This window comes from Labrys methylaminiphilus subsp. lupini (assembly GCF_051161885.1).
GTDB lineage: Bacteria > Pseudomonadota > Alphaproteobacteria > Rhizobiales > Labraceae > Labrys.
On sequence record NZ_JBMDIH010000001.1, the window covers coordinates 1,942,359 to 1,964,116 of the forward strand.

The 21,758-nt window shown below is 61.8% G+C and carries 21 protein-coding genes and 2 pseudogenes; 7 read left to right on the forward strand and 16 right to left on the reverse strand.

Annotated elements, in window-relative coordinates; genetic code table 11:
- Positions 1-7: 7 nt before the first annotated feature.
- The 3 genes from ACN6KF_RS09210 to ACN6KF_RS09220 all read right to left on the reverse strand — a co-directional run bounded on the left by ACN6KF_RS09210 (position 8) and on the right by ACN6KF_RS09220 (position 3,146).
- Positions 8-832, reverse strand: a complete 825-nt coding sequence (locus ACN6KF_RS09210; protein WP_434956560.1) for a carbohydrate ABC transporter permease — start codon at positions 830-832, stop codon at positions 8-10.
- Positions 825-1,781, reverse strand: coding sequence for a carbohydrate ABC transporter permease (locus ACN6KF_RS09215; protein ID WP_434956561.1), 957 nt, complete (start codon positions 1,779-1,781; stop codon positions 825-827). Before ACN6KF_RS09215 ends, ACN6KF_RS09210 begins: the two co-directional genes overlap by 8 nt.
- Before the next feature lie 90 nt (positions 1,782-1,871).
- Positions 1,872-3,146: an ABC transporter substrate-binding protein gene (locus ACN6KF_RS09220; RefSeq protein ID WP_434956562.1), complete on the reverse strand. Its 1,275-nt coding sequence runs from the start codon at positions 3,144-3,146 to the stop codon at positions 1,872-1,874.
- 289 nt (positions 3,147-3,435) lie between these two features.
- Between ACN6KF_RS09220 and ACN6KF_RS09225 the strand changes: the two genes are divergently transcribed.
- The 3 genes from ACN6KF_RS09225 (at position 3,436) to ACN6KF_RS09235 (ending at position 6,546) form a co-directional block, all read left to right on the forward strand.
- Entirely contained in the window at positions 3,436-4,476 is a 1,041-nt protein-coding gene (locus ACN6KF_RS09225) for a questin oxidase family protein (protein WP_434956563.1), read from the forward strand.
- Positions 4,476-5,666, forward strand: coding sequence for an amidohydrolase family protein (locus tag ACN6KF_RS09230; protein ID WP_434956564.1), 1,191 nt, complete (start codon positions 4,476-4,478; stop codon positions 5,664-5,666). The genes ACN6KF_RS09225 and ACN6KF_RS09230 overlap by 1 nt, the downstream gene beginning before the upstream one ends.
- Positions 5,667-5,763: 97 nt before the next feature.
- Positions 5,764-6,546, forward strand: a complete 783-nt coding sequence (locus ACN6KF_RS09235) for an APH(3') family aminoglycoside O-phosphotransferase (RefSeq protein WP_434956565.1) — start codon at positions 5,764-5,766, stop codon at positions 6,544-6,546.
- 30 nt (positions 6,547-6,576) lie between these two features.
- On the opposite strand, the gene ACN6KF_RS09240 is transcribed toward ACN6KF_RS09235, so the two are convergent.
- The 6 genes from ACN6KF_RS09240 to ACN6KF_RS09265 form a co-directional block, all read right to left on the reverse strand.
- The gene (locus ACN6KF_RS09240) at positions 6,577-7,176 is read right to left on the reverse strand and encodes a YdeI/OmpD-associated family protein (protein WP_434956566.1); all 600 of its coding nucleotides are present in this window, start codon (positions 7,174-7,176) and stop codon (positions 6,577-6,579) included.
- 19 nt (positions 7,177-7,195) lie between these two features.
- Entirely contained in the window at positions 7,196-7,804 is a 609-nt protein-coding gene (locus tag ACN6KF_RS09245; RefSeq protein WP_434956567.1) for a 2'-5' RNA ligase family protein, read from the reverse strand.
- Between the two features lie 139 nt (positions 7,805-7,943).
- A complete protein-coding gene (locus tag ACN6KF_RS09250; protein WP_434956568.1) occupies positions 7,944-8,357 on the reverse strand; it encodes a GFA family protein in 414 nt (137 codons plus the stop codon).
- Between the two features lie 15 nt (positions 8,358-8,372).
- On the reverse strand, positions 8,373-8,840 hold the full coding sequence (locus tag ACN6KF_RS09255; RefSeq protein WP_434956569.1) for an SRPBCC family protein: 468 nt from the start codon (positions 8,838-8,840) through the stop codon (positions 8,373-8,375).
- Positions 8,837-9,166, reverse strand: coding sequence for an ArsR/SmtB family transcription factor (locus ACN6KF_RS09260; protein WP_434956570.1), 330 nt, complete (start codon positions 9,164-9,166; stop codon positions 8,837-8,839). The genes ACN6KF_RS09255 and ACN6KF_RS09260 overlap by 4 nt, the downstream gene beginning before the upstream one ends.
- Positions 9,167-9,349: 183 nt before the next feature.
- A complete protein-coding gene (locus tag ACN6KF_RS09265; RefSeq protein ID WP_434956571.1) occupies positions 9,350-10,099 on the reverse strand; it encodes an SDR family oxidoreductase in 750 nt (249 codons plus the stop codon).
- 96 nt (positions 10,100-10,195) lie between these two features.
- Between ACN6KF_RS09265 and ACN6KF_RS09270 the strand changes: the two genes are divergently transcribed.
- Both ACN6KF_RS09270 and ACN6KF_RS09275 read left to right on the forward strand, forming a co-directional pair.
- Positions 10,196-11,095 (forward strand): AraC family transcriptional regulator, encoded by a 900-nt coding sequence (locus ACN6KF_RS09270; protein ID WP_434956572.1) that lies wholly within the window; start codon positions 10,196-10,198, stop codon positions 11,093-11,095.
- 219 nt (positions 11,096-11,314) lie between these two features.
- Positions 11,315-12,196, forward strand: coding sequence for an AraC family transcriptional regulator (locus ACN6KF_RS09275; protein ID WP_434956573.1), 882 nt, complete (start codon positions 11,315-11,317; stop codon positions 12,194-12,196).
- A gap of 70 nt (positions 12,197-12,266) precedes the next feature.
- Here ACN6KF_RS09275 and ACN6KF_RS09280 read toward each other — a convergent pair whose 3' ends face one another.
- Positions 12,267-12,677 carry a RidA family protein gene (locus ACN6KF_RS09280; RefSeq protein WP_434956574.1) on the reverse strand — a complete coding sequence of 137 codons (411 nt, stop codon included), beginning with the start codon at positions 12,675-12,677 and terminating at the stop codon, positions 12,267-12,269.
- A 139-nt stretch (positions 12,678-12,816) separates the two neighbouring features.
- A complete protein-coding gene (locus tag ACN6KF_RS09285) occupies positions 12,817-13,713 on the reverse strand; it encodes a LysR family transcriptional regulator (protein WP_434956575.1) in 897 nt (298 codons plus the stop codon).
- Between the two features lie 263 nt (positions 13,714-13,976).
- On the opposite strand from ACN6KF_RS09285, the pseudogene ACN6KF_RS09290 reads away from it, so the two are divergent.
- Positions 13,977-14,138: pseudogene (locus tag ACN6KF_RS09290) on the forward strand (SDR family NAD(P)-dependent oxidoreductase); the annotation flags it as partial.
- Positions 14,139-14,502: 364 nt separating this feature from the next.
- On the opposite strand, the gene ACN6KF_RS09295 reads toward ACN6KF_RS09290, so the two are convergent.
- Both ACN6KF_RS09295 and ACN6KF_RS09300 read right to left on the reverse strand, forming a co-directional pair.
- Positions 14,503-17,613 carry an efflux RND transporter permease subunit gene (locus ACN6KF_RS09295; protein ID WP_434956576.1) on the reverse strand — a complete coding sequence of 1,037 codons (3,111 nt, stop codon included), beginning with the start codon at positions 17,611-17,613 and terminating at the stop codon, positions 14,503-14,505.
- Positions 17,613-18,725 (reverse strand): efflux RND transporter periplasmic adaptor subunit, encoded by a 1,113-nt coding sequence (locus tag ACN6KF_RS09300; protein ID WP_434956577.1) that lies wholly within the window; start codon positions 18,723-18,725, stop codon positions 17,613-17,615. Before ACN6KF_RS09300 ends, ACN6KF_RS09295 begins: the two co-directional genes overlap by 1 nt.
- Positions 18,726-18,809: 84 nt before the next feature.
- Between ACN6KF_RS09300 and ACN6KF_RS09305 the strand changes: the two genes are divergently transcribed.
- On the forward strand, positions 18,810-19,415 hold the full coding sequence (locus ACN6KF_RS09305; protein ID WP_434956578.1) for a TetR/AcrR family transcriptional regulator: 606 nt from the start codon (positions 18,810-18,812) through the stop codon (positions 19,413-19,415).
- A 437-nt stretch (positions 19,416-19,852) separates the two neighbouring features.
- Here ACN6KF_RS09305 and ACN6KF_RS09310 read toward each other — a convergent pair whose 3' ends face one another.
- The 3 genes and pseudogenes from ACN6KF_RS09310 to ACN6KF_RS09320 form a co-directional block, all read right to left on the reverse strand.
- Positions 19,853-20,326, reverse strand: coding sequence for a methyltransferase family protein (locus tag ACN6KF_RS09310; RefSeq protein ID WP_434956579.1), 474 nt, complete (start codon positions 20,324-20,326; stop codon positions 19,853-19,855).
- Between the two features lie 82 nt (positions 20,327-20,408).
- Positions 20,409-20,814: pseudogene (locus tag ACN6KF_RS09315) on the reverse strand (antibiotic biosynthesis monooxygenase family protein).
- 25 nt (positions 20,815-20,839) lie between these two features.
- Complete coding sequence (locus ACN6KF_RS09320) at positions 20,840-21,733, reverse strand: NAD(P)/FAD-dependent oxidoreductase (RefSeq protein ID WP_434956580.1); 894 nt, start codon at positions 21,731-21,733, stop codon at positions 20,840-20,842.
- Between the last annotated feature and the right edge of the window lie 25 nt (positions 21,734-21,758).

Below are 21,758 nucleotides of genomic sequence, written 5' to 3' on the forward strand. Positions count from 1 at the left end.
CCTTCGACTAATGGGCCGACTTGGTCAGGCCCTGCACGAAATAGCGATTGAGCAGGATCATCATCAAGACGATGGGAAGGGTGGAAAAATGGGCCAGCGCACCGAGCGTGCCCCAGGAAATGTCCTTGGTGCCATAGGCCGAGAGCAGCGCCACCGAGATGGGCTTGCTGTCGGCCCGCGTCAGGAACATCGAATAGAGAAAGTCGTTCCAGGAGAACATGATGCAGAAGATGGCGCTGGCGATGATGCCGGGCACCACGGACGGCAGGGCCGTGAACAGGAAGGTGTTCCAGTCATTGCTGCCGTCGGTCAGGGCGGCCTCCTCGATCGACACCGGCGAGGCGCGGAAATAGGAGAACATCATCCACACCACGAAGGCGCTGTTCAGGGCCGTGTTGAGCAGGATCACCGCCCACCAGGTGCCGAGCAGGCCGATGTCGCGCATCATCAGATAGAAGGGGATCAAGGTTGCCACCGGCGGCACGGTGCGGATGGCCAGGAAGAAATAGGCGAGCCACACGGCCTTCGGATTCTTGGAGCGGGCCAGGGCGTAGCCGGCGGGAACGCCGAGCAGCAGCGATAACAAGGTCGAGCCGATCGAGATGATCAGGCTCGATTTCACCAGGGACCACAGGTCGAAAAGCCGGAATACATTCTCGAAATTCGCGAAGGTCGGTTCAAAGAAGAGCTGCGGCGGCGTGGTGAAGATGTCCCTCGCAGGCTTGTAGGCCGTGGAGAACAGCCACAGGATCGGAAAGAGCGCGATGGCGAGGATGACGATCAGGGCAGCGCGCCGTGCCCACAATCCCCTGTCGGCGGCGGTCCTAAGCATTGCGGTTCCTCGCCGGCCTGACTACGAAGATGAACAGGGCCGCCATCACACCGATACACACGGTGATCAGATTGCTCACGGCCGAAGCCCTGCCGATATTGAAGAATTCCAGCCCCTGCTTGACGCCATGGATCATCAGCGTGGTGGTGGCATCGCCGGGCCCGCCGCTGGTGCTGACATAGATGATGTCGAAGACACGGAAGGCATCCATCATCCTGAGGACGAGCGCCAGGAAGGCTGCCGGCAGCAGGAGCGGCAGGATGATCAGGATGAAACGCTGCGCGCTGGTGGCGCCGTCGACCCGCGCCGCCTCGAGGATATCCGTCGGCAGGGATTTGAGCCCCGCCAGCAGGATCAGCGCCATCAGCGGCGTCCATTCCCAGACGTCGACGGCGATCAGGGTCGGCAAAGCGAAAGTCGGATCGGCAAGCAGGCCCCGTGGGCCCGAAATACCGGCCTCGGCCAGGAAATAGCCGAGCACGCCATAGTCGGCGTTGAGCATGGCCTTGAAGATAAGGCCAACGACCAGTGGCGTGACAGTTGCCGGGATCAGCAGCAGGCCAAGCGCGATCCGATTGAACAGATCGTCGCGCCAGAGCAGCAAGGCGATGCCGAGGCCGAAGACAAACTCGAGGGTGACAGCGCCAATGGTAAAGATGAAGGTATTGATCAGTGCCTGGCGTGCGGTCTTGTCGCTCCATAGGGCGACGTAATTATCCAAGCCGACGAAATGGCGGCCTGCCGGGCGGACCAGGCTATACTCCTCGAAGGAGTACAGAATTCCCTGCGCCATCGGCCAGACCGCGATGGCTAGAACATAAAATATTGCGGGAGCCGCCAGCAGGATCAGGAAAAGCTGGCGCTTGCGCGCATAGGACAGGCAGTGAGGCCCCGCTTTAGCCGAGCGAGTGCTTCCGGCGAGGCTCGATGAGGGACTTTCCAAGTTCAAGCTCTCCGGAATCGTCGGCGAGAAGACAGGCGCCGGCATGGTCGCGCAGCCATGGGGGACAGCGCAACCTTGCTTTGGCGACCTGCAGGCTCAGAACAGCTTTTCAGCCTGGGCCTGGGCATCGTCCAAGGCCGCCTTGGGATCGGCATTGCCGACCAGCACGCCATTGACGGCGGAGCCGATCAGATCCTGCAATTCCGGATATTGCGGAATACGCGGCCGGAAATCGACATTGCCATGCTCGAAGGAGGTAGCCAATACGGGCAGGAACGGGAACTTCGCCAGAAGGTCCTTGTCCGTCATCTCGCTCTTGCGCAGATAGCTGCCGGCACCGCGCAGATTGAACTCCTTGTGCACCGCCGGACTGGTGATCCACTTGATAAAGGCCCAGGCCGCCTCCTGCTTGCGCTTGTCGATATCGGCATTGATGCCGAGCCCCCAGCCGCCGATGCCGTATTCCGGCTCCTTGCCTGCGCGGGCCGGCGTCAGCATGATGCCGACCTTGCCGACAACCTTGGAGATTTCCGGGTTGTCATAGCCGGCGGCGCCGATCGACCATGTCTGCATATTGGCGGCCATGCCCTGGCGGAAGCTCTCCTCGCGCGCTCCCCAGTCATAGTCGGCCGCGCCGGGAGGAGCCGCCTTGTCGAACAGCTTCTTGTAGTCGACGACGCTCTGGATATTCGCCGCCGAATTGAGCGCCGGCTTGCCGTCGGGGCCAAGGATCGAACCGCCGAGCTGGAAGTTGTACTGCATCCAGTCCTGCGCCACCGCCGGTCCTTTCTGGCCATTGGCCACGAAACCGAAGGTCTTCTTGGCCGGATCGGTCAGTTTGATCGCGTCGGCGATGTAGTCTTCCATCGTCGCCGGCGGCTTCAGGCCGGCAGCCTCGTAGAGGTCTTTGCGATAGGCCAGCACATTGGCATAGCCGGCGAAAGGAAAGGCAACCTGCTTGCCCTTGTAGCCGCCGAGCCCCTTCATCAGGCTGGGATAGATGTCGTCGACCTTGATCTCGGCGGCATCGCGCTTGATCCATTCGGTCAGGTCGACGGTGTAGCCGGCTTCTGCGAACTGCCCCGACCAGACGATGTCGGTGGTGGCGATGTCGTAGCCCTTGGTGTGGCCAACGTAATCGGCCGTGATCTTGGTCAAGAGTTCTGGATAGCTCAGGATCTCGACATTGACCTTGGCGCCGGTCGCCTTCTCGAAATCCGGCGCCATTGCAGCCAGTATCACCGCGAACTGGTCGTTCTGCGATGCCAGGCTGAGCGTGACGCCGTCGAAGCGCTCCTGGGCCTGCGCCGCGCCCGCAAACACTAGAAATCCCGCCAGCAAAAGAGAGCGGCATTTTGCCGTCATGTTCATCGTGGGTCCCCTCCGTTACACCCTCGCAACCGGGAGGCTATCATTGCATTTTCTGCGCGCAATCAGAATGTGAGAAATTCGACCACACTCAAACATTTTTTTGCAACCTAGCAAAAGGACAATCACCATTTCTCGCAACTTCGGACAAAATCTTTCATAATTTTGTTTGGTTTGTTGCGCATGGTGCTTTTCTGGTCGGTAAGGACAAGGTAGATTCCCCCGCAAGCATCAGGGAACGGACAGCCGGCCTCGTCGGCAAAGCAAGCATGTTCGGATTGGGGAGGATTCGATGTCGGCACCACACAGAGCAGCCGGGACAAGCGATACGCTCGTGCGCTGCATCGGCTGGTCGCAGCAATGGAGCGCCGAGTTTCCGTATATGCTCGCCAACCACCTGCCTATGATCCTGGTGGCGATGCAGCGGATGGGCGCCAATGACCGGCGGCTGGAAGAGTTCTGCGAGATCTATCGCGTGCAGAACGGCCTCATGCCGGTGCCCGTTGCCAAGGAGACGATCACCCGGGAAAACTGGCGAGACGCTCTCGGCGATCGCGAACGGGAGGGCGATTATCGCACCTTCTTCCAGGTGGAAGTCAGGCGGCTCGGCGCTACGCCGGCGGCCCGGCTCTATCTGCCGCTCCTGTTCGATGGCTTTGCCGCCAGTGCCATGCATGCCTTCATGCGCATGGCCTATGCGACCTGGACAGACAATGACGAGGAGACCGCCATCGCGCTGGCCTACTGGGCAGCTACCTATCTCGACCTCGGCACAGGCCGGGGCGAAGCCGGTACAACCGGCGATCCGCTCGACGTGCTGGCCTATATGTATGAGCCTGCCTCCTTCCGCCATATCGTCACCGAATGCGACCTGCTCTGGCACACTATGCGAGCGGTCGCCGCCAAGCCCGAATTCGCCCACGTACACGACATGCTGACCATCGGTCCCGACACCATGGACCGCTTCGCCCGCCTGTCGCTCGCGCTCTTCGCTGCGACCGGCGACTTTTCTCTCCTGCACGCCCTCACCGGCACCCATTGGTTGCGCATGATGGCGCCCCGCTCGCCCGATCCGGCCGTGCCGATGCGCCGCTTCTGGCAGGCCATCGCCTCGCTTATTCCCAAGATCGGCTTTCCCGACATTCCGGCTGCCGAACAAGTGGAAGAATGGCGTCGGCAGAAGGTGCCGGACTGGCCGGAGATCTTCGCCGAGGCCGTCAAGCATGACGACGAGCACGATCTCAGCCTCAGCTTCTCGGCCTCCGAGGAGTTCAAGCTTTATCGCGATCCGCTCTACAACTACGTTGCCGCCAAACGTCTCGGACTCATCTGATGCTGCTTGCCAATGCCACCCTGCCCGACAGACGCCGGGCAGATGTACAAATCGTCGACGGCCGGATAGCCTCGATCACAGCGCCTGGCCTCCCGGCTACCGATCCGGATCGGCGCGATCTCGCCGGTGCCTTGCTGCTTCCGGCCTTCATCGACGGCCATATCCATCTCGACAAGACCCATATGGGGGCGCCGTTAGTCCCGCATGTCCCGGGGGAAAGCGTGCGTGAGCGCATCGCCGCCGAGCGTGTCGCCCGTCATGCCGTGCCTCTGCCCGTCGAAGCCCGCGCCACCAATCTCCTGCGCCGCCTCGTCGCCAACGGCACCACAAGGGTGCGCAGCCATGTCGACATCGACAATGACGTGAAGCTCGCCAATCTGGAGGCGTTGCTCGCCGTGCGGGAACGCTGGAGACCTTGGGTCGACATCGAGATCGTCGCCTTTCCCCAGAGCGGCGTCGTGAGCGAGCCCGGCGCCCCCGACCTGCTCGATGCAGCCCTCGCCGCCGGTGCGGACCTGATCGGTGGGCTCGATCCCGAGGGCTTCGACCATGACGTCCCGGGCCAGCTCGATATCGTCTTCGCTCTCGCTGAAAAGCATGGCAAGGCTGTCGACATCCACCTGCATGACGGTGGCGAAACCGGCGGCGCCGAGCTGCGCGACATCGCCAGGCGTACCGAAGCCTTCGGCCTGCAGGGGCGCGTGGTGGTGAGCCATGCCTTTTCCCTTGGCGATCAGTCTCCCGAGAGCTTCGCCAGAACGGCAGACGCCCTGGCGCGCGCCGGCGTGGCGATCATGACCTCCAGCCCGGCCGCCGTGCCGGTGCCGCCGGTGAAAGCACTGCGCAGCCACGGCGTCACCCTTTTCGCGGCTTCCGACAATATTCGTGACTGCTGGTCCCCCTTCGGCAATGGCGATATGCTCGATCGTGCCGCCATCGTCGCTACCAGGCAGGAATTCTATGCCAATGACGATTTGCGCCTAGCCCTCGACCTCGCCACCATCGAACCGGCCAGGGCGCTCGGCATTGCGGGCTATGGCCTGGCACCGGGCGCACCGGCCGATCTCGTCGTCATCGACACGCCGAGCGTAGAGGAAGCCGTGATCAATCGCCCGCGCCGCAAGCTCGTGCTGCGGGGTGGCGTGGTCGTTGCCGAAAACGGGGTCGTCGCCGAGGTTCTGCCCGCCTGAGCGTTCATCCAGTCGCCATCTTTCCGTCCAGGGAATCGGGCCAGAGTGACGAGAGTCGGCCAGACGGCCATCGCATGGGAACAGGACGATCGCGCCGATGAAACCGGCATTGGATATACCCGCCGACTGGCGCGGCGATCTCAAGGGCTATGGCTGGAAGACCCAGTCGGCGGGAGCCTCCGGCGCAGGCGTCTTTCGCCTCGAAGCGCCGGGCAAGCCGGATCTGTTCGTCAAGACCGAGGAGCTCTCATCCCTCGGCGAATTGCCGGATGAGGGGCCGCGCCTGGAATGGCTGAGCGCACGCGGCATACTCTGTCCAAAGCCCCTGGCGGAGGCCCGGCATGGTGGGCGGCACTGGCTGCTGATGAGTGCCATTCCTGGCGCCGTCCTGTCATCTCGAACCGGTCTCACCCCGGAGCAGGCGGTCGATATCGCCGCCGATGCCCTGCGGCACCTGCACGCCCTCGATATTGCCGATTGTCCGTTCGACCACTGCGCCAACAGCCGCATCGCCCTCGCCGAAGCGCGGGTCAAGGCCGGTCTCGTCGACGAGGAAGACTTCGACGAGGAGCGCACCGGTCAGACCGCGGCCGACGTCTTCGCAGAATTGCAGCTCCAACGCCCCCGGCTGGAAGAGCTCGTCGTCACGCATGGCGATGCGACGCTGGAAAACCTGCTGGCGGACAAGGGCGCCTTCTCCGGTTTCATCGACTGCGCCCGGGCCGGCCTTGCCGACCGTCACCAGGACCTGGCACTGGCGACGCGCAGCATTCGCGATCGTTTTGGCGCGGTTCTGATCGAGCGCTTTTTCGCCCGCTACGGCATTACGCCGGATCCGGACCGCATGGCCTTCTATCTGCTGCTCGACGAGTTCTTCTGAGCCGGCGCAGTGTACGAGGAGGCTGCTGCCTCATTTCCTCGATTGCGGATAGATCGTCTCGCCGCGCTTGAGCATGGCGACGAAGGCCTCGATCTTCTTCCTCCGCCCTGCCTCGGTCTTCACATTGTGCATACGAAAGGCCAGTGCGAAACGGTTCTGTGCGCTGAGCGCACCCAGCATCTTCAGCGCTTCCGGCTCGGCCTCGATCGCAGCCTGGAGGTCGTCGGGGATCTTGAGATCCTTGCCGCTCTCATAGGCCCGGTCCCAGCGGCCATCCGCCTTGGCGGCCTCGACCTGTTTCAGCCCGTGTTCGGTCATGCGGCCTTCGGCGATCAGCCGGGCGACATTGTCGACATTGATCCGGCTCCAGATGCTCTTGCGCCCGCGCGGCGTGTAGCGCTGCAGGAAGCTGCGCTCATCGAGCCCCTTGCGCACCGCGTCGATCCAGCCCCAGCAGAGCACGACGTCGATCGCCTGCTTGGGGGTGATCGAGGCGAGACCCGAGCTCACCTTGTGGATCGTGATCCAGACTTCGCTTTGGCTGTCGTGATGGTCGCGGAGCCAGGCATAGAAGCTCGCGTCATCGACGAATTCACGGACCTTGGCAGGATCGACGGTAACGGGCGGCATCAGGGTTCCTCAAGATGAATCAATTCAGGAGTGGCCTGGATTCGATCAGGGGCCAGCGCTTGATGATCCGATATTCCGTCTTCGACAACCTGCTGTGGATCAGGCAAAAACTCGTGATCCGAAGATGGATCGGCTCGATCTGTTGCTCCACGATTGGTCGTTCACCATAAGACAGGGTGAGATGAGGCGTAAAATCGGGAAAGGCGCGCATGCCAAACTTCGTCATGGCCGCGCCCAGTGTTTCATGGAGTTTCGATAGTCCCGCCCCCCTGCCAAGCAGGACGAGCGGAAAACGGATTGCCCTGCCCGGCTTCGGGATCGCACCAAAACTCTTGATTGCATAAAGCGTGATATCGAAAGCAGGTAGACCGACGAGATCGCCCGCCAATTCCGCTGCATAGATACGTGGTGATCTCAGGCGCTTGAAGTCGCCGACATGGTGAAGCGAGACATGGAAACGGTCCGTCCGCAACATGTTACCGCGAACAGGGGTCGCTTCGAGAAAGCTGCGCCTGAATCGTTCGATCGCACCGGCATCTTCCGCATCGGGAAACACGGCAAAGAATATTCTCTCGTCACGTTCCGGCCCGCGGGGGAGTTGGCCATAGAAGTCGAACGCCAATTGCATGGTGACCTCGCGTTCTCACTTGGCACCGCAAGCCTAGAACAAAAAGAGAACCGAAGTCAATGACGTCCCGTTCACTCGGTATTGTTCTCGTCGTCGGGATAGCGGCCGATCACCGCAGCGCAGCAATCGGCCAGCTTCCTCACCTGGGCGGCATCCCCTCGAATTTCGGCAGAGCCGGATCGAGATAGTCCCACGCATAACCGACGCCGGTATAGGTCACCACCTGCGGCTTGTATCGGCTCGGTTCATCGAGGCTCGCGGCACGCACCGCGAAAAATTGCGGCATGGCCGAGAAGGTCAGATAGACCGGCGATCCGCAGATGGGGCAGAAATAGCGGGTCTTCCTGTCGCCACTGTCGGCCACCATGTCCCAGGGCCGCCCCTCCCCGGTAAGCGTCACGCCTTCCCGCGGGAAGGTCAGGTGGGACTGATGGCCCGTGCCGCTCTCGCGCTGGCAGTCGCGGCACTGGCAATCATTGCTGAACACCGGTTCGGCCGTGATCTCGTAGCGGACAGCCCCGCAGGCGCATCCGCCGGTATAGGCCTTGCTCATCTCGTCCTCCTCGCCTCAATCCTTGCTGCCGGCCACGACGGTGCCGAGATTGCGCAGCACCTTCTTCCAGCCATCGCTCATATTCTTGTAGGCCGTATCGTTTTTCGGCGTGACGAAGCCGGCATGGACGAGGCGCACCCGCGTACCGCCTTCTGCCTCGCTCAGCGTCCAGGTCACCACCGTGTCGAGGCGGGAGCCATAGCCGGGATTGCTGTCATGCCCGCCCCTCCAGGCATAGGCGAGCCGCTCATTCGGTTGCACGTCGAGCACCTGACAGTGGATGACGCCGTCCCATTCGCCGGCCGGCGCGGTGGTGAAGGTGAAACGCTGCCCTTCAATCGCTGCGAAATCGGCCGGCGCCATCATCCAGCGCGCGATCAGATCGCCCGAGGTCAACGCTTTCCAGATGGTTTCGGGTGCATGCGGGAAGACCTCGTCGACGACGATCTCCTGCGTGTGCGGCTTCAAGGCCAGATCATTCATGGATCGATCTCCTTCAAGAGAGTTCTGAGATTGGCGAAGCGCTGGCGCCAGAACAGGCTGTAATGGCTCATCCAATCAGCCAGCGGTTCGAGGCCGCCGGGTTCGGCGCGATAGTAGACTTTGCGCCCTTCCGGCCGTTCGGCGACGAGGCCGGCCAGTTTCAGCGCCTTGAGGTGCTGGGAAATCGCACCCTGGGTCACGCCGCTGCCCTGCGTCAGCTCGGCTACCGTGATCTCGCCGGATCCGGCGATGCGCTCGAACACGGCCCGCCTGGTGGGGTCTGCAAGGGCGCGCATGACGGCATCGATGGCAACTGTCTCAGTCATGAGAATCAATTAGCAACTACTAATCAATTAGTCAATGCTAATGATTTAGATGTCTGAGAAGCCAACATGCCAGCGTCGCGGAAAGCGGGCTGGCCTCCTTAAGGGCTCAACGCGTCGGAGCAGGTGATATCGACGAGGAAGGCGATTGCCCGTCCCGGCCGGTGAGCCCGGGACGGAGCCATGTCAGCGTGCTTGTGCCAGAGCTACGGCATCGGGCCCCGCGGGGAAGCGGAGCTGGCCGGAAGCGTCATGGACGGCAGCCCACACAGCCTGGGCGACATCGCTTTCTCGCGTGGTCATTGCCGGCCTCACGAAGGCGTCAAGAATCGGCCGCGCAAACTCAGCATAGTCTCCCGGGAGCAGCTCCTCGACCGGCACGATGGCATTGGCGCCGAACCGGGTGGTTGGCGCATAACCCGGCTCGACGAGCTTCACCTGCACTCCGAAGTAACCAAGCTCATGAGCGAGCGAACCGGAGAACCCCTCGACCGCCTGCTTGGATGCGGTGTAGGCGGCAGCGAGTGGGAACTCCCCAAGCGTTACGCTCGACGTCACGTTGACGATCGTGCCGGTACGACGTGTCCGCATTTGTGGGATTATCGCGCGGCACATGGCCATGACGCCAATCGTATTGGTCTCGATGAGCTGACGGATCAACGACATCGGCATGACTTCGAAGGCGCCCACACCGCCCACGCCTGCATTGTTCACAAGCGCATCGATCGGGCCCGCAGCGTCGATCAGTGCAGCTATGCTCTCTTCGTTCGTGACGTCCAGCGGCAGCACTCGCAGCCGGCCGGTTACGCCGCCAAGCACATTCGGGTCGGGGCGTCGCATCGCGGCGACGACATGCCAGCCATTCTGAAGGAAATACTCGGCGGTCGCCTTGCCGTAACCCGAGGACGTGCCGGTGATGAGGATCGTCTTGCCCATATTGTCTGTCTCCTTGAGTTTGATGTTCCCAAGATAGACAGGCACGACTGGACGATATATAATTCATAATCCAGTATCTATTATTAATCGTCCAGAATGGATCCTCTCAGCGATATCATCGGTTTGCTCCGGCCGACTGCCGCAGTCGCGAAGCCGATCACGGCGCGCGGACGCTGGGGCGTGCGCTATCGAGCGCATGACGCGCCCGGGTTCACGATCATCTTGGAGGGGCAAGCCTGGCTGAGCCTCGACGGCGAAAAGCCGCTCCGGCTTGCACAGGGCGATTTCGTGCTCCTTCCGACGACGCCCGCATTCTCCTTGTCCAGCGAGCCGGGTCTCGAATGCGTCCCGGTGGAACCGCGAAACGAAGCGGTCCGGCATGGCGAACGGGAAGGCACTCCGGACCTGATCGCCCTCGGCGGCAGCTTCGCATTCGCTCGGGTGAATGCACCGCTCCTGCTGGCTCTGTTGCCCGGCCTCATCCACATCCCGGCTTCCGAGGGACGAGCGACACGCTTCGGCCGCCTGATCGATCTGCTCGCTGAAGAATGCGCTACCGACTATCCGGGCAAGGAACTGATTGTCCATCGTATGCTCGAGGCACTGCTGGTCGAAGCCCTTCGCTGGCGTAGCATCGGCAACCGGGCGATGCCTGCGGGTCTTCTGGGCGGCATGCAGGACCCGGCACTCGCCCGGGCGCTGCAAGCGATGCATGCCGATGTTCGCGCGAACTGGACGGTTGCCGATCTTGCCAGGATGGCCGGCATGTCGCGGTCAGGTTTCGCGGCACGGTTCGGGGAGGTCTTGGGATGTGGGCCAATCGAATATCTGGCGCGTTGGCGCATGGCAATCGCGAAGGACGCTCTCACGCATGGGGCGAAGTCCCTGGATCGGATCGCCGATGAAATTGGCTATGAATCAGCCAGCGCCTTCAGCACCGCTTTTCGCAAACGCCTCGGTTGCCCTCCAGGCAAGTTCGCGCGCGACATGGCCTAACAGAACCACATCCGCTAATGCCCGATGAGACGGGACGGATAAAAGCACGCGGCGATGCGCCAAGGCGCGGGGTGCAGTCATTACGCCCATTCATTCGTGAATCAGACCGCCGGCAAGCGGTCGTTGGAAGTTTTCGGCGGATCCCCCAAACCGCAAGATCGGTCGAGCGCTGGGTTGCCTGGGGGATCTAGTTTGGGCTGCCACGGAGACCAGGACGAAATGACCGCAACGCTTCGGAACTATCAAGGGCGGATGCAGCGAGTGTTGGACTATATCGACCAGCACCTCGGTGACGATCTCGATCTTGAGGTTCTGAGCGGTGCCGCAGCCTTCTCGAAGTTTCATTTCCACCGGCAGTTTACGGCGACCTTCGGGTTATCCGTGCATCGCTATGTTCAGCTTGCCCGCATGAAGCGCGCCTCATACCGGCTGGCCTACAGAGACGACGAACGCGTCACGGAGATCGCGATGGATGCCGGATACGATGCACCGGAGGCTTTCGCCCGCGCCTTTCGGCAACGGTTCGGGCAATCGCCTTCCTCGTTCAGGAAGTCTCCCGACTGGGAGCCGTGGCTTGCGGCCTTCGGGCCTTTCGACAATGCCAGGAGCAAGTTCATGCAGAAGACCTTTAGCCACCACGACGTGACGATCCGCGATGTGCCACCGACCCCGGTGGCAATCATGGAGCATCGGGGTGACCCGGCGACGCTCGGCGCCACCATCCAGCGCTTCATCACGTGGCGAAAGGCCACCGGCCTGCATCCTAAGACGAGTCCGACCTTCACTGTCTGGCGTTCGGAGCGGCGTCCCGCCTCGCCTGCCGATTACAGCGTGGACCTATGCGCCGGGACCGGCCAACCGATCGCGGCGCATGGCGAGGCGATCAAGGCCGGCGAGATCCCCGGCGGGCGCTGCGCGGTGTTGCGCGTGGTCGGCAACACCGACAATCTGGAGCCCGCCGCACTCTACCTCTATCGCGACTGGCTTCCGGCCAGCGGCGAGGAAGCACGCGACTTTCCGATCTATTGCCAGCGCTTGAACTTCTTCCCGGAGGTACCGGAGCATGAGGTGGTGGCGGAACTTTTTCTGCCGCTGAAATAGGCTCTCTGACGGCGGCGGCTGGAGGCCAACAGGTCGTTGTCCAATGAGCAGCGAAGATTTTCCGCGGCGCCTAGTTTCTAACGACCTCGTCAATGACCGCTATCGCGTCAACCTCTATGAGGTAACCTGGAGACATTATCGCTACCCCGACCACCACATTCGCTGGTTTGTGATCTCCAAACAACGAAATCTGCGCTTCTTCGATGATCGGAACGTGTTCATCGCGGTTATAATCGACAATGTAGATTGTGATCTTGCAGACGTGCTCGGGCCGAGCACCCGCTGCCGTGAGCGCTCGGCCGAGATTGCCGAATGCCAGGCGCGCCTGCGCCGCGAAATCGCCATGACCAACGAGCTTGCCGTGTATGTCTTCGGGCTGCTGACCTGAGATGAATACCAGCCTGGATCCCGTCGCGACGACAATCTGCGTGTACATTTCTGGAACTGGCAGATCATCCGGGTTGATGAGTTCGAGTGCCATTCAATAATCTCCTGCTTCGTTCGACTGAAATCGACATTGGAGATCACCGCGTGCTGGCGCATGGGCCGATGGCAACGCGTCGGCGAACTCCCGTCGGATATCGAGCATTTTACATCGATATGCCTCTGGCGAGCGGGCGTCAGTCGCGCGATAGGGACAGCCCCGCGAGAAGCGGCGCGTACGAGGCGAGCCTGCGGGACACGAACTCGGTGAAGAGCCGCACGCGCTTCGTCTTGCGTGTCTCGCCCTGTGTGAGAAGCCAGAGCGTTCCGTACATGTGCAGGTCGGAACCCGGCACCCTCACCAGCAAGGAGTCGGCATCTCCGACGAAGCACGGCAGTGTCGTGATCCCGAGCCCTTGCCGTACAGCAACGATCTGCGCCTCGCCGTCCGTGGTCCTGAATGGAACACCCGTGGTACGAACCTCACCCTCGCTGGCCCAATCCGGAATACCATGACTGCTTATGACGATCCACCGGATGGGATCAGCCGCACCCGCACGCCACGCGGTTAGTCGATCCCGGGACATGTAGACGGCGCCGAATAGCTCCGGTCCCTTCAGGCCGTGAAGATTGAGCGGCAGGGTTTTGCGGTCGTAGACGACGCGGATCGCCACGTCGGCCTCTCGGTTGGCCAGATTTGCCAGCTCGCCGGACGACAAGATATCCATCTCGATGTCCGGATGCAGACGCGCGAACTCGGCGAAGTCCGGCATGAGCAGGTGTGTCGCGAGGGTCGGTGCCAGTGTCACCCGCAGAAGCCCGCGCACGCTCTGGTCGCGACCGAAGACGCGCGTCTCCAGCTGGTGCGACGACGCTTCCATCTGATTCGCGAGCTCGAGGACCTCCTCGCCCGCAGCCGTCAGGCGGTAGCCCGAAGGCAACTTTTCAAACATCTGTGCCCCGAGGCGTTCCTCGAGCTGTGCGATGCGTCGCAGCACGGTCGAGTGGTACACCCCGGTGCTCTCGGCGGCAGCGCGCACCGAGCCTCCGCGCGCCACGGCAAGAAAGTAGCGAATGTCATCCCAGTCGATCATGGTGCAATCCGGCACCGCGCGGTGCGCCTTCCAAAGCCCGTATCTCATGCGCCATACAGCAGTACGGGCGGTCATCATAGCTCATGTCGACGAGCGCGGCCAAATTCTGAACGGGCGATACCGATCGTCGCGACTGGCGTCAGCCGTCCAACCGGATCGTTTTTGCACCACCAATGTGCACGCTTCCGCACTCAACGCCTGACTGCGGTGGACCCATGCTGCGGTTCTCCGGGGCGTCCCCGAACGACCAAAGGGTGCATGACATGAACAGATTGAATGGAAAGACCGCCGTGATCATCGGTGGCGCCACCGGCATCGGCAGCGCCGCAGCGAAACGCTTCATCGAAGAGGGCGCCTTCGTCTTCATCTTCGGCCGCCGACAGGAAGCGCTCGACGCCGCCGTGGCCGACCTCGGGTCCAATGCTATCCAATACTACTCAGCAGTACACCCCCCATCATTCCCACTCGATTGTTTGATCGCCCAGCAATCTTGATCCGTCGACCTACTGCTCCAAGGGACACGATCGAAAAGTTCACTTGAGCAATATGCCGGCGATCCGCCAGAGAGGCTGCCAGCAGTCAAGCTCAATGCGCCGATAATTCTCTACCCGCAGCAGGTAGGATTCATATTACGGGAGCGTGCTGATAGCGTTCGCAGACGCCGACGGAAGCGAGGTCATACTCCTGATCCGCACGCAAACTTCCATCGTGACGGAAGAGTGTTTCGCGACAAAGGTGGTACCGCCCTCAACCTCTTCATCTGCGACCCGTCTCCTCCGACGACAGAGCCTACTCGGCGGCCATTGCTGCTTGCCGTTCCGGTTCCTCCTTCGAACCCTCATGGACTTCATCCGCAGGCGGCCTGATCCGGAACCACGCGGCATAGAGCGCTGGAAGGAACAGCAGGATTAACACGGTGCCGGCCGCCGTGCCGCCGATCAGCGTATAGGCCATTGATCCCCAGAACACTGAGTGCGTAAGTGGAATGAACGCAAGAACAGCAGCCAGTGCAGTCAGAATCACGGGGCGCGTCCGCTGAACCGTCGCCTCGATGACGGCATGATAATCGTCAAGCCCGGCCGCCTGATTCTCCTTGATCTGCTCAGTCAGGATCAAGGTGTTGCGCATCAGGATTCCGGCCAGTCCTATCAGTCCGAGGATAGCATTGAACCCGAAGGGCTGATTGAACATAAGCAACGTCGGAACCACGCCAGCAAGACCGAGTGGTGCTGTCAACATGACCATGGTCATCGTCGAGAGGCTGCGAACCTGCACGATAATCACGATCAACATGGCGGCGATCATAGCTGGGAATATCTTGACAAGCGCGACATTGGCCTTGAGCGATTCCTCGATATTTCCACCCATCTCGATGCGATAACCCACTGGAAGCGAAGCGATCAGAGGCTGAAGTGCCTTCATGACCTGTTGTGAGACCTCGGGGGGCTGCGTCGCCTCGTTGATGTCGGACCGGATCGTGATGACCGGCGTTCGATCGCGGCGTTTCAGGATCGGTTCCTCAAACCGGATTTCAGAATGGCCAATCTGATCGAGCGGAACCTGTCGGCCATCCCGGCTCATCAGCGAAAAATCAGCCAGCCGTGCCGGATCAAGGCGATTTTCGCCGGCGCTGCGCGCCACCACCGGCACGTTGCGAATGTTCTCGCGAACCTGCGTGACCGGAATACCCGTCAGAAGCAACTGCATCTGCTGGGCTGCCTCGGCCGGCGAAAGGCCAATCAGGTTAAGCCGATCCTGGTCAGGGATAAAGCGAAGCACAGGCGTACGATTGCCCCAGTCGCGGTTTGCCTGCCGCACGTCCGCGACGCCCCGCGTGATGTTGAGGGCTTTCTCGGAAATCTGATACAATTGTGCAGGATCCGGTCCCGTGATGCGGAACTCGACGGGAAACGCCGTGTAGGGACCGAATACGAGCTGCGTGACGCGAACAAAGGCTTCGGGGGCCAGCCCTTGTGCAACCGCATCGCGGAGCCGCTGCTTCAACGTCTCACGCGCCGCCGCATCGGGGGTTAGAACAACGATCTTGGCGAAGGCGGGGTCCGGCAATTCCGGCGCCATGGCAAAGAAGAAGCGCGGAGCACCCTGCCCGATGTAGCTCGTGACGATCTTTGCCTCGGGCTCGTCCTTCAGCCAGCCTTCGAGCTTTTCGACCGCGGCCGTCGTTGCCTCGATACTCGTGCCTTCCGGCATGCGCACTTCCACCAGCACCTCGGGACGATCCGACGTCGGGAAGAACTGCTGTTTCACCGCTCCCATTCCAACGACAGAGAGAGCCATGGCGACGCCAACGACGGCGCAGGTTACGAACTTGTGGCGCACGGTGAATTTGATCACGCCGCGTAGGCGCCGGTAATTCGGCGTGTCGTAGATGGCGTGATGGCCACCCTCGACTGGCTCGATCGCGGGCAGCAACTTGACGCCGAGGTAAGGGGTGAAGATCACCGCCACGATCCAGGAAACAATCAGCGCGAAACCGACGACCCAGAAGATGTTGCCCGCGTACTCGCCGGCGCTCGAACTGGCAAAGCCAACCGGCATCAGCCCGATGATTGTCACGAGCGTGCCCGAGAGCATCGGTGCTGCCGTATGGCTCCAGGCATAGGCGGCCGCCTTGATGCGGTCCATGCCCTCTTCCATCTTCACCACCATCACCTCAATGGCGATAATAGCGTCGTCGACGAGAAGGCCGAGCGCCAGAATGAGCGCACCGAGCGTAATGCGGTCGAAGAACCGGCCTGTTTCCAGCATAATGAGGAACACGACGGCAAGCGTCAGCGGGACGGCCAGGGCCACGACGATACCAACCCGCCAGCCGAGTGCGACCAGACTGACGAACAGCACGACGCCGAGCGCCATCACGAATTTCAGCATAAACTCGCCAACCGCTTCTTCGATGTTCACCGCCTGGTCGCTGACCTTGGCGAGCGTCATTCCCAGAGGCAGTGTCTGTGCGATGGCCGCCGATCTCTCATCCAGGGCTTTGCCGAGCTCCAAGCCGTTCCACCCCTGCTGCATCACCGCCCCGAGCATGACGGTGGGCTCACCCTCATGGCGGATGATGTAAGTCGCAGGATCTTCATAACCGCGCCGCACATCTGCGATGTCGGAGAGCTTCAACGTGCGTCCGCCAGCGACGATCGGGGTATCGGCGATCGCCTGGACGCTGTCATAGGCGCCATCGAACCGGATGAAGACCTGCGGGCCACGTGTATCGATCGAACCCGCCGGCGTGACGGTGTTCTGCCGCTGCAGGGCAGAGGCTATGTCCTGCGCCGATACTCCAAGCGTGGCGAGCTTAGCGTAGGAGAACTCGACGAAGATCTGTTCGGGGCGCTCGCCGAGGATATTGATCTTCTTGACGCCGGGCACATGCAGAAGATCCTGGCGGATCACCTCGGCCTGCCGCACAAGCTCGCGCATCGGCATGCCCTTGGCCTTTAGCGCGTAGAGGCCGAAGCTCACATCGGAATATTCGTCGTTGACGAACGGGCCGAGGACTCCAGGCGGCAGATTCCGCGCTTCGTCTCCGAGCTTCTTGCGGGCCTGGTAGAACTCTTCCTCAACCGCGGAGGGTGGCGTGCTGTCCTTCAGCGTGACCGTCAGAAAGGCATAGCCTGGCCGTGTCGTCGTCTCGACCCGGTCGTAATACGTCAGCTCCTGGATACGCTTTTCAAGTGGCTCGGCGACGAGATCCTGCATCTCACGCGCGGTCGCGCCTGGCCATACGGTCGTGACCGTCAGCGTCTTGATAGTAAAGGATGGATCCTCCGCCCGCCCCAACTTGACGAAAGCATAGACGCCGGCGGCAGCTAGAAGCACGATGAAGAATAGGGTGACGGCGCGTTCGCGAACCGCAAGCGCGGATAGATTGAGGCTCATCAGTTGCTCCCGCTTCCAGAAGCAGTCCGGACGCGAGCGCCCTCCTGCAGAAGATGAGCTCCGAGCGAAACAACCGGTGCCCCTGACCTCAGTCCTGAAATCACCGCGGTTTCGCTGGTCACGCGCACTAGCTTGACGGGCCGAAATTCTACCGTCGAGGTGGCGCCATTCAGAAGCCAGACGCCAGTGCTCTGGCCATTGTCCAGCACGGCTCCGAGTGGCACTTCCACCTCGGGCTGGCTCGCCTGATTGACCAAACGAATGGTCACCGTTGCTCCCAGCGGTGCCGCCGCGGCCTCGCCGTCGAGCACATAGCGGGCTTCATAAGTGCGGGTCTGGGCGTCGGCGGAATCCGATAGCTGCCGGAGATGTGCCATGTAGCGACGTTCATCGCTCCCATACACGCTGGCCTCTGCCAGCGAGCCTATCGCCGGTCGGATCGTTTCAGGAAGCGCAACCACCGCTTCGCGTGGGCCCAGTTGGGCAAGCCGAACCACGGTCTGGCCGGCAGAAACCACTTGGCCCGGCTCGCCGAGCGTGTCGACCACGGTGCCGTCTGTGTCCGCAGCCAGGACCGAATAGGTCGCCTCATTTTCCGCGACCCTCGCATCGGCTTCAGCGGCAGCAAGCTGTGCCGTCGCGGTATCGAATGCCGCCTTCGCCTGCTCATAACGCTGCGGTGTTGCCGCCAATCCGTTCTTAACCAGAACAGCATAGCGCCTCTCGTCCGCGCCCGCCTGAGCCAGGACAGCGCGTGCTGCCTCCACAGCATTGAGCTTCGCCGTCAGCGCAAGGCGCAGGTCCGTTTCGTCGATGCGCATCAATGGCCGACCGGCCTCGACCCGTTGACCGACATTCACCAGCCGTTCCACGATCTTGCCGGGAACTCGAAAACCAAGATTGCTCTGCACCCTGGCCCCGACGATGCCCGTGAAGCCGCGTTCAAAAGCAGTCACCCGCGTGGCCGTCACCAGTCTGACGATCGGAGCTTCCTGTCTCGGATCGCCCCCGACGGCAGCCTCCTGTGCGAGAAGGGAGTGCGTGACGAATGCCACCACCCCCAGCCCTACGATCAGGGCGCCGGCCAACACAATTGCGGGTCTCTTTTTCATGCCCGTCGTCTCGCCAAATTAGATTGCATTCACACTCTATATTGAATATAGATGTTGAACGCAATCTAATTTTGGAGATGGGCAATGCGTGTGAGTCGCGCTCAGGCTGAGAAAAACCGGCAGACTGTGATCGATGTTGCCAGCCGTCTCTTTCGGGAACGCGGCTTTGACGGCATTGGCCTCAAGGATCTGATGGAGAGCGCCGGGCTGACACAGGGCGCGTTTTACAAGCAGTTCGCGTCCAAGGACGACCTGGCTGCCCAAGCGTCCAGGCGGGCATTGGAGAGTGCCTTTCTCCGATGGTCAGCCGCGGCCGCCGCCGATCCGCAAGACCCGCTTGCTGCGGTGATCGCGTTCTATCTCAGCATGGACCATCGCGGGGAAAAGATGGAGGGCTGCCCGGTCGTTGCGCTCGGCTCGGATGCCGCCAGGCAGGGCGCGGAGGTGAAGGCATCGTTCGAAGCCGGCATCGAGGATTACCTTAAAATGCTCGGCCCATGGGTTGGCGAGGCCCACGGCAAGGAAGCCAGCGACAAGGCCATGGCAATTCTCTCGACCATGGTCGGTGCGATGGTCCTCTCGAGGGCCGTCAACGACGAGGAACTGTCGAAGCAATTCCTGCAAGCAGCCGCCGAGAACATTCTTACGGGGTCGTCTGCAGGCGATGCCCAGCAAGGACCGCGCCAATGACGATGGGTTCTCCAACCCGCGCGAGCGCTGCAGGCACAACATTGAAGCGTTGCCTCTGACCGTTCCCGTTTTCCAGCTGCGAAGTCGAAGGGCTCCGAGGTCGGCAAGGAAGGGCTTCGCGGTCGGCGGCTGGTCCGGGAAGCCGTGCAAGACGATCGTCGGTTGGCCATCGGGATCACCACCCTGCAAAGCGTGAAAGGTGACGTGTTCGAACTCCATGTGTGTCAGCCTTTTCCAAGAATGGTCGGACGAGAATTGCTGATGCGCGCTTCGGTGTTTCTGGTCTTGGACATGTGCGCCTCCTCCCGCGCGGGGTGTACTGAGAGGTCAGTCGGCCAGTCGGTTGGTCGTGATACAGGCCCGCAACCTTCAGGGTGGCCCGCGGCCATGCCGGGTATGCTGGTTTCGCGGTCCCGCAGTCGGCAGCGGCGGAATAGTCAGAGCCATCGGCGAACCTCGGCCTTGTAGCGGCGGTAGTCGTCGCCGAACTTCGCTTCGAGATAGCGCTCCTCGCGGGCAATAACCTGCGTCTGGATCCCGATAAGCACCAACGGGAGCAAGGCGAAGGCGATCGGCCCGTCGAAGCCGATTGCAAGGCCGGCATAGTTAAGCGCCATGCCGAGATACATGGGATTGCGGGTCCACCGATAAGGACCGGTCGTTGCGATGAGGGTCGTTGGCTGCGACGGCGGAACGTTGGTGCCCAGCCGCCGAAACAGCCCCGCCGCCGCAAGCATCATCGCCGCGCCGGCAACGAACAGCAGCGCGCCCGTCGCGACCAGCAACTGCCAGTCGATACCGAAAGAGCGGATGGTGACGAACCGCTCCGCCGCCAGCCCCAACAACAGCGCTCCCAGATAGACGAAAGGCGGAGGGAAGCGCACACCAGCGCTGTCCGCTTCGACGGCCATGCTCATCTCCAATCAGTGCTCTCAAACCAGCATCGACTGCTGGCGAAGATACCCGCCATCGCGCCTTGCCATATTTCCGGAGTCAAGCCGTGCAAAAGCCGGGGACGGCGACCTTCTGGAACAGGTGCGGGCTCGCTACAACGGATGACGGATATGTTGGAAGTTTCGCGACGAATTCGGGATGGGTGAAGGCGGCGTGGACCGTCTTGGTGGATTCCCACACCACATAGTTCAGGTAAGTCGGGCTATCGCCGATCGCTCGATGCAGTTGCATGGAAATGAAGCCCGGTTGCTTCGTAATGATCTCGGCAGCCGCCTTGAAAGCGTCCAGGAAGCCCGCTTCGTCGGCGGGATCGACCGTGAAGAGGTTGATGAGCGACAGGCGCGGCCGCGATACCGAGTTGGCGCTCAAACGGAAACTTCTCGTCTAGAGGTTTGAATGTTTTATGGCGGCCCTGGTGGCACTCCTGTCCATTGTGAAATTGCAACTGGGGTGATCGAAGCTGCTTGCACTCAAGCGAGCATCGACTGCTGGGCAGAGATACCGGCCGTCGCGCCCTGCGATATTGCCGTGGTGACCGACGCCATGGCCGGGTTTGCAAGATCGCCGGCGGCGTAGATGCCGGGCGTGCTGGTTTCGCGGCGCTCGTCGACCTTGAGGGCGATGCCGAGGGGCGTATTGACCGTGGCGAGTCCCAGTGATTCATGCAGGCTTGCGGACGGCTTGTTGCGCGGATGCGCGAACAAGATATCGACTGCGACATCGGGAGCGGTATCGACCTTGACGGTGGCATTATGGCCCCCGTGACGGGCGATTTCGGTGATCCGGCCATCAACGACAGGTATGTTGCGGCGCGCCAGATCGGCCCGGATATCGGGTGCAATGTCGTAACCATCGGCGAAGACCGTCAACGTGTCGGTCCAATCGTGGTACAGCCTGACATAATTGTGCGACGGCGGGCCGGACCAGACGAGGCCCCAATGCTGGTCGGCGACTTCAAAGCCATCGCAATAGGGGCAGGGCACGATGGATGTGCCCCAGCTTTCGGCAAAGCCCGGAACATCAGGCATCTGATCGGCAACGCCATAGCTCAGGATCAGGCGGCGCCCCCCCAGGCTTTCGCCATCGCCAGTGAGGACGGAGAAGTCGTCGATGGCGCCGGAGACGCTGTCGGCCCGGGCATTGACCAGCCTGACCGTGGGATAACGCGCCAGCTGCTGCCGCGCCTCGGCCAGGATGTCCAGCGGTGGCTTGTGATCGTGGCCGAGCAGGCCATGCGAGTGGCCAGCGAAGCGGTTGCGCGGCAGGCCGGTATCGAGAACGGTGACCTTGCGGCGGGCACGGCAGAGCTGCAGGGCGCCGGCGAGACCGGCAAAGCTGCCGCCGATGATGATGACGTCATCCATGGTGATGGGCTCCGTGTTGTGGATG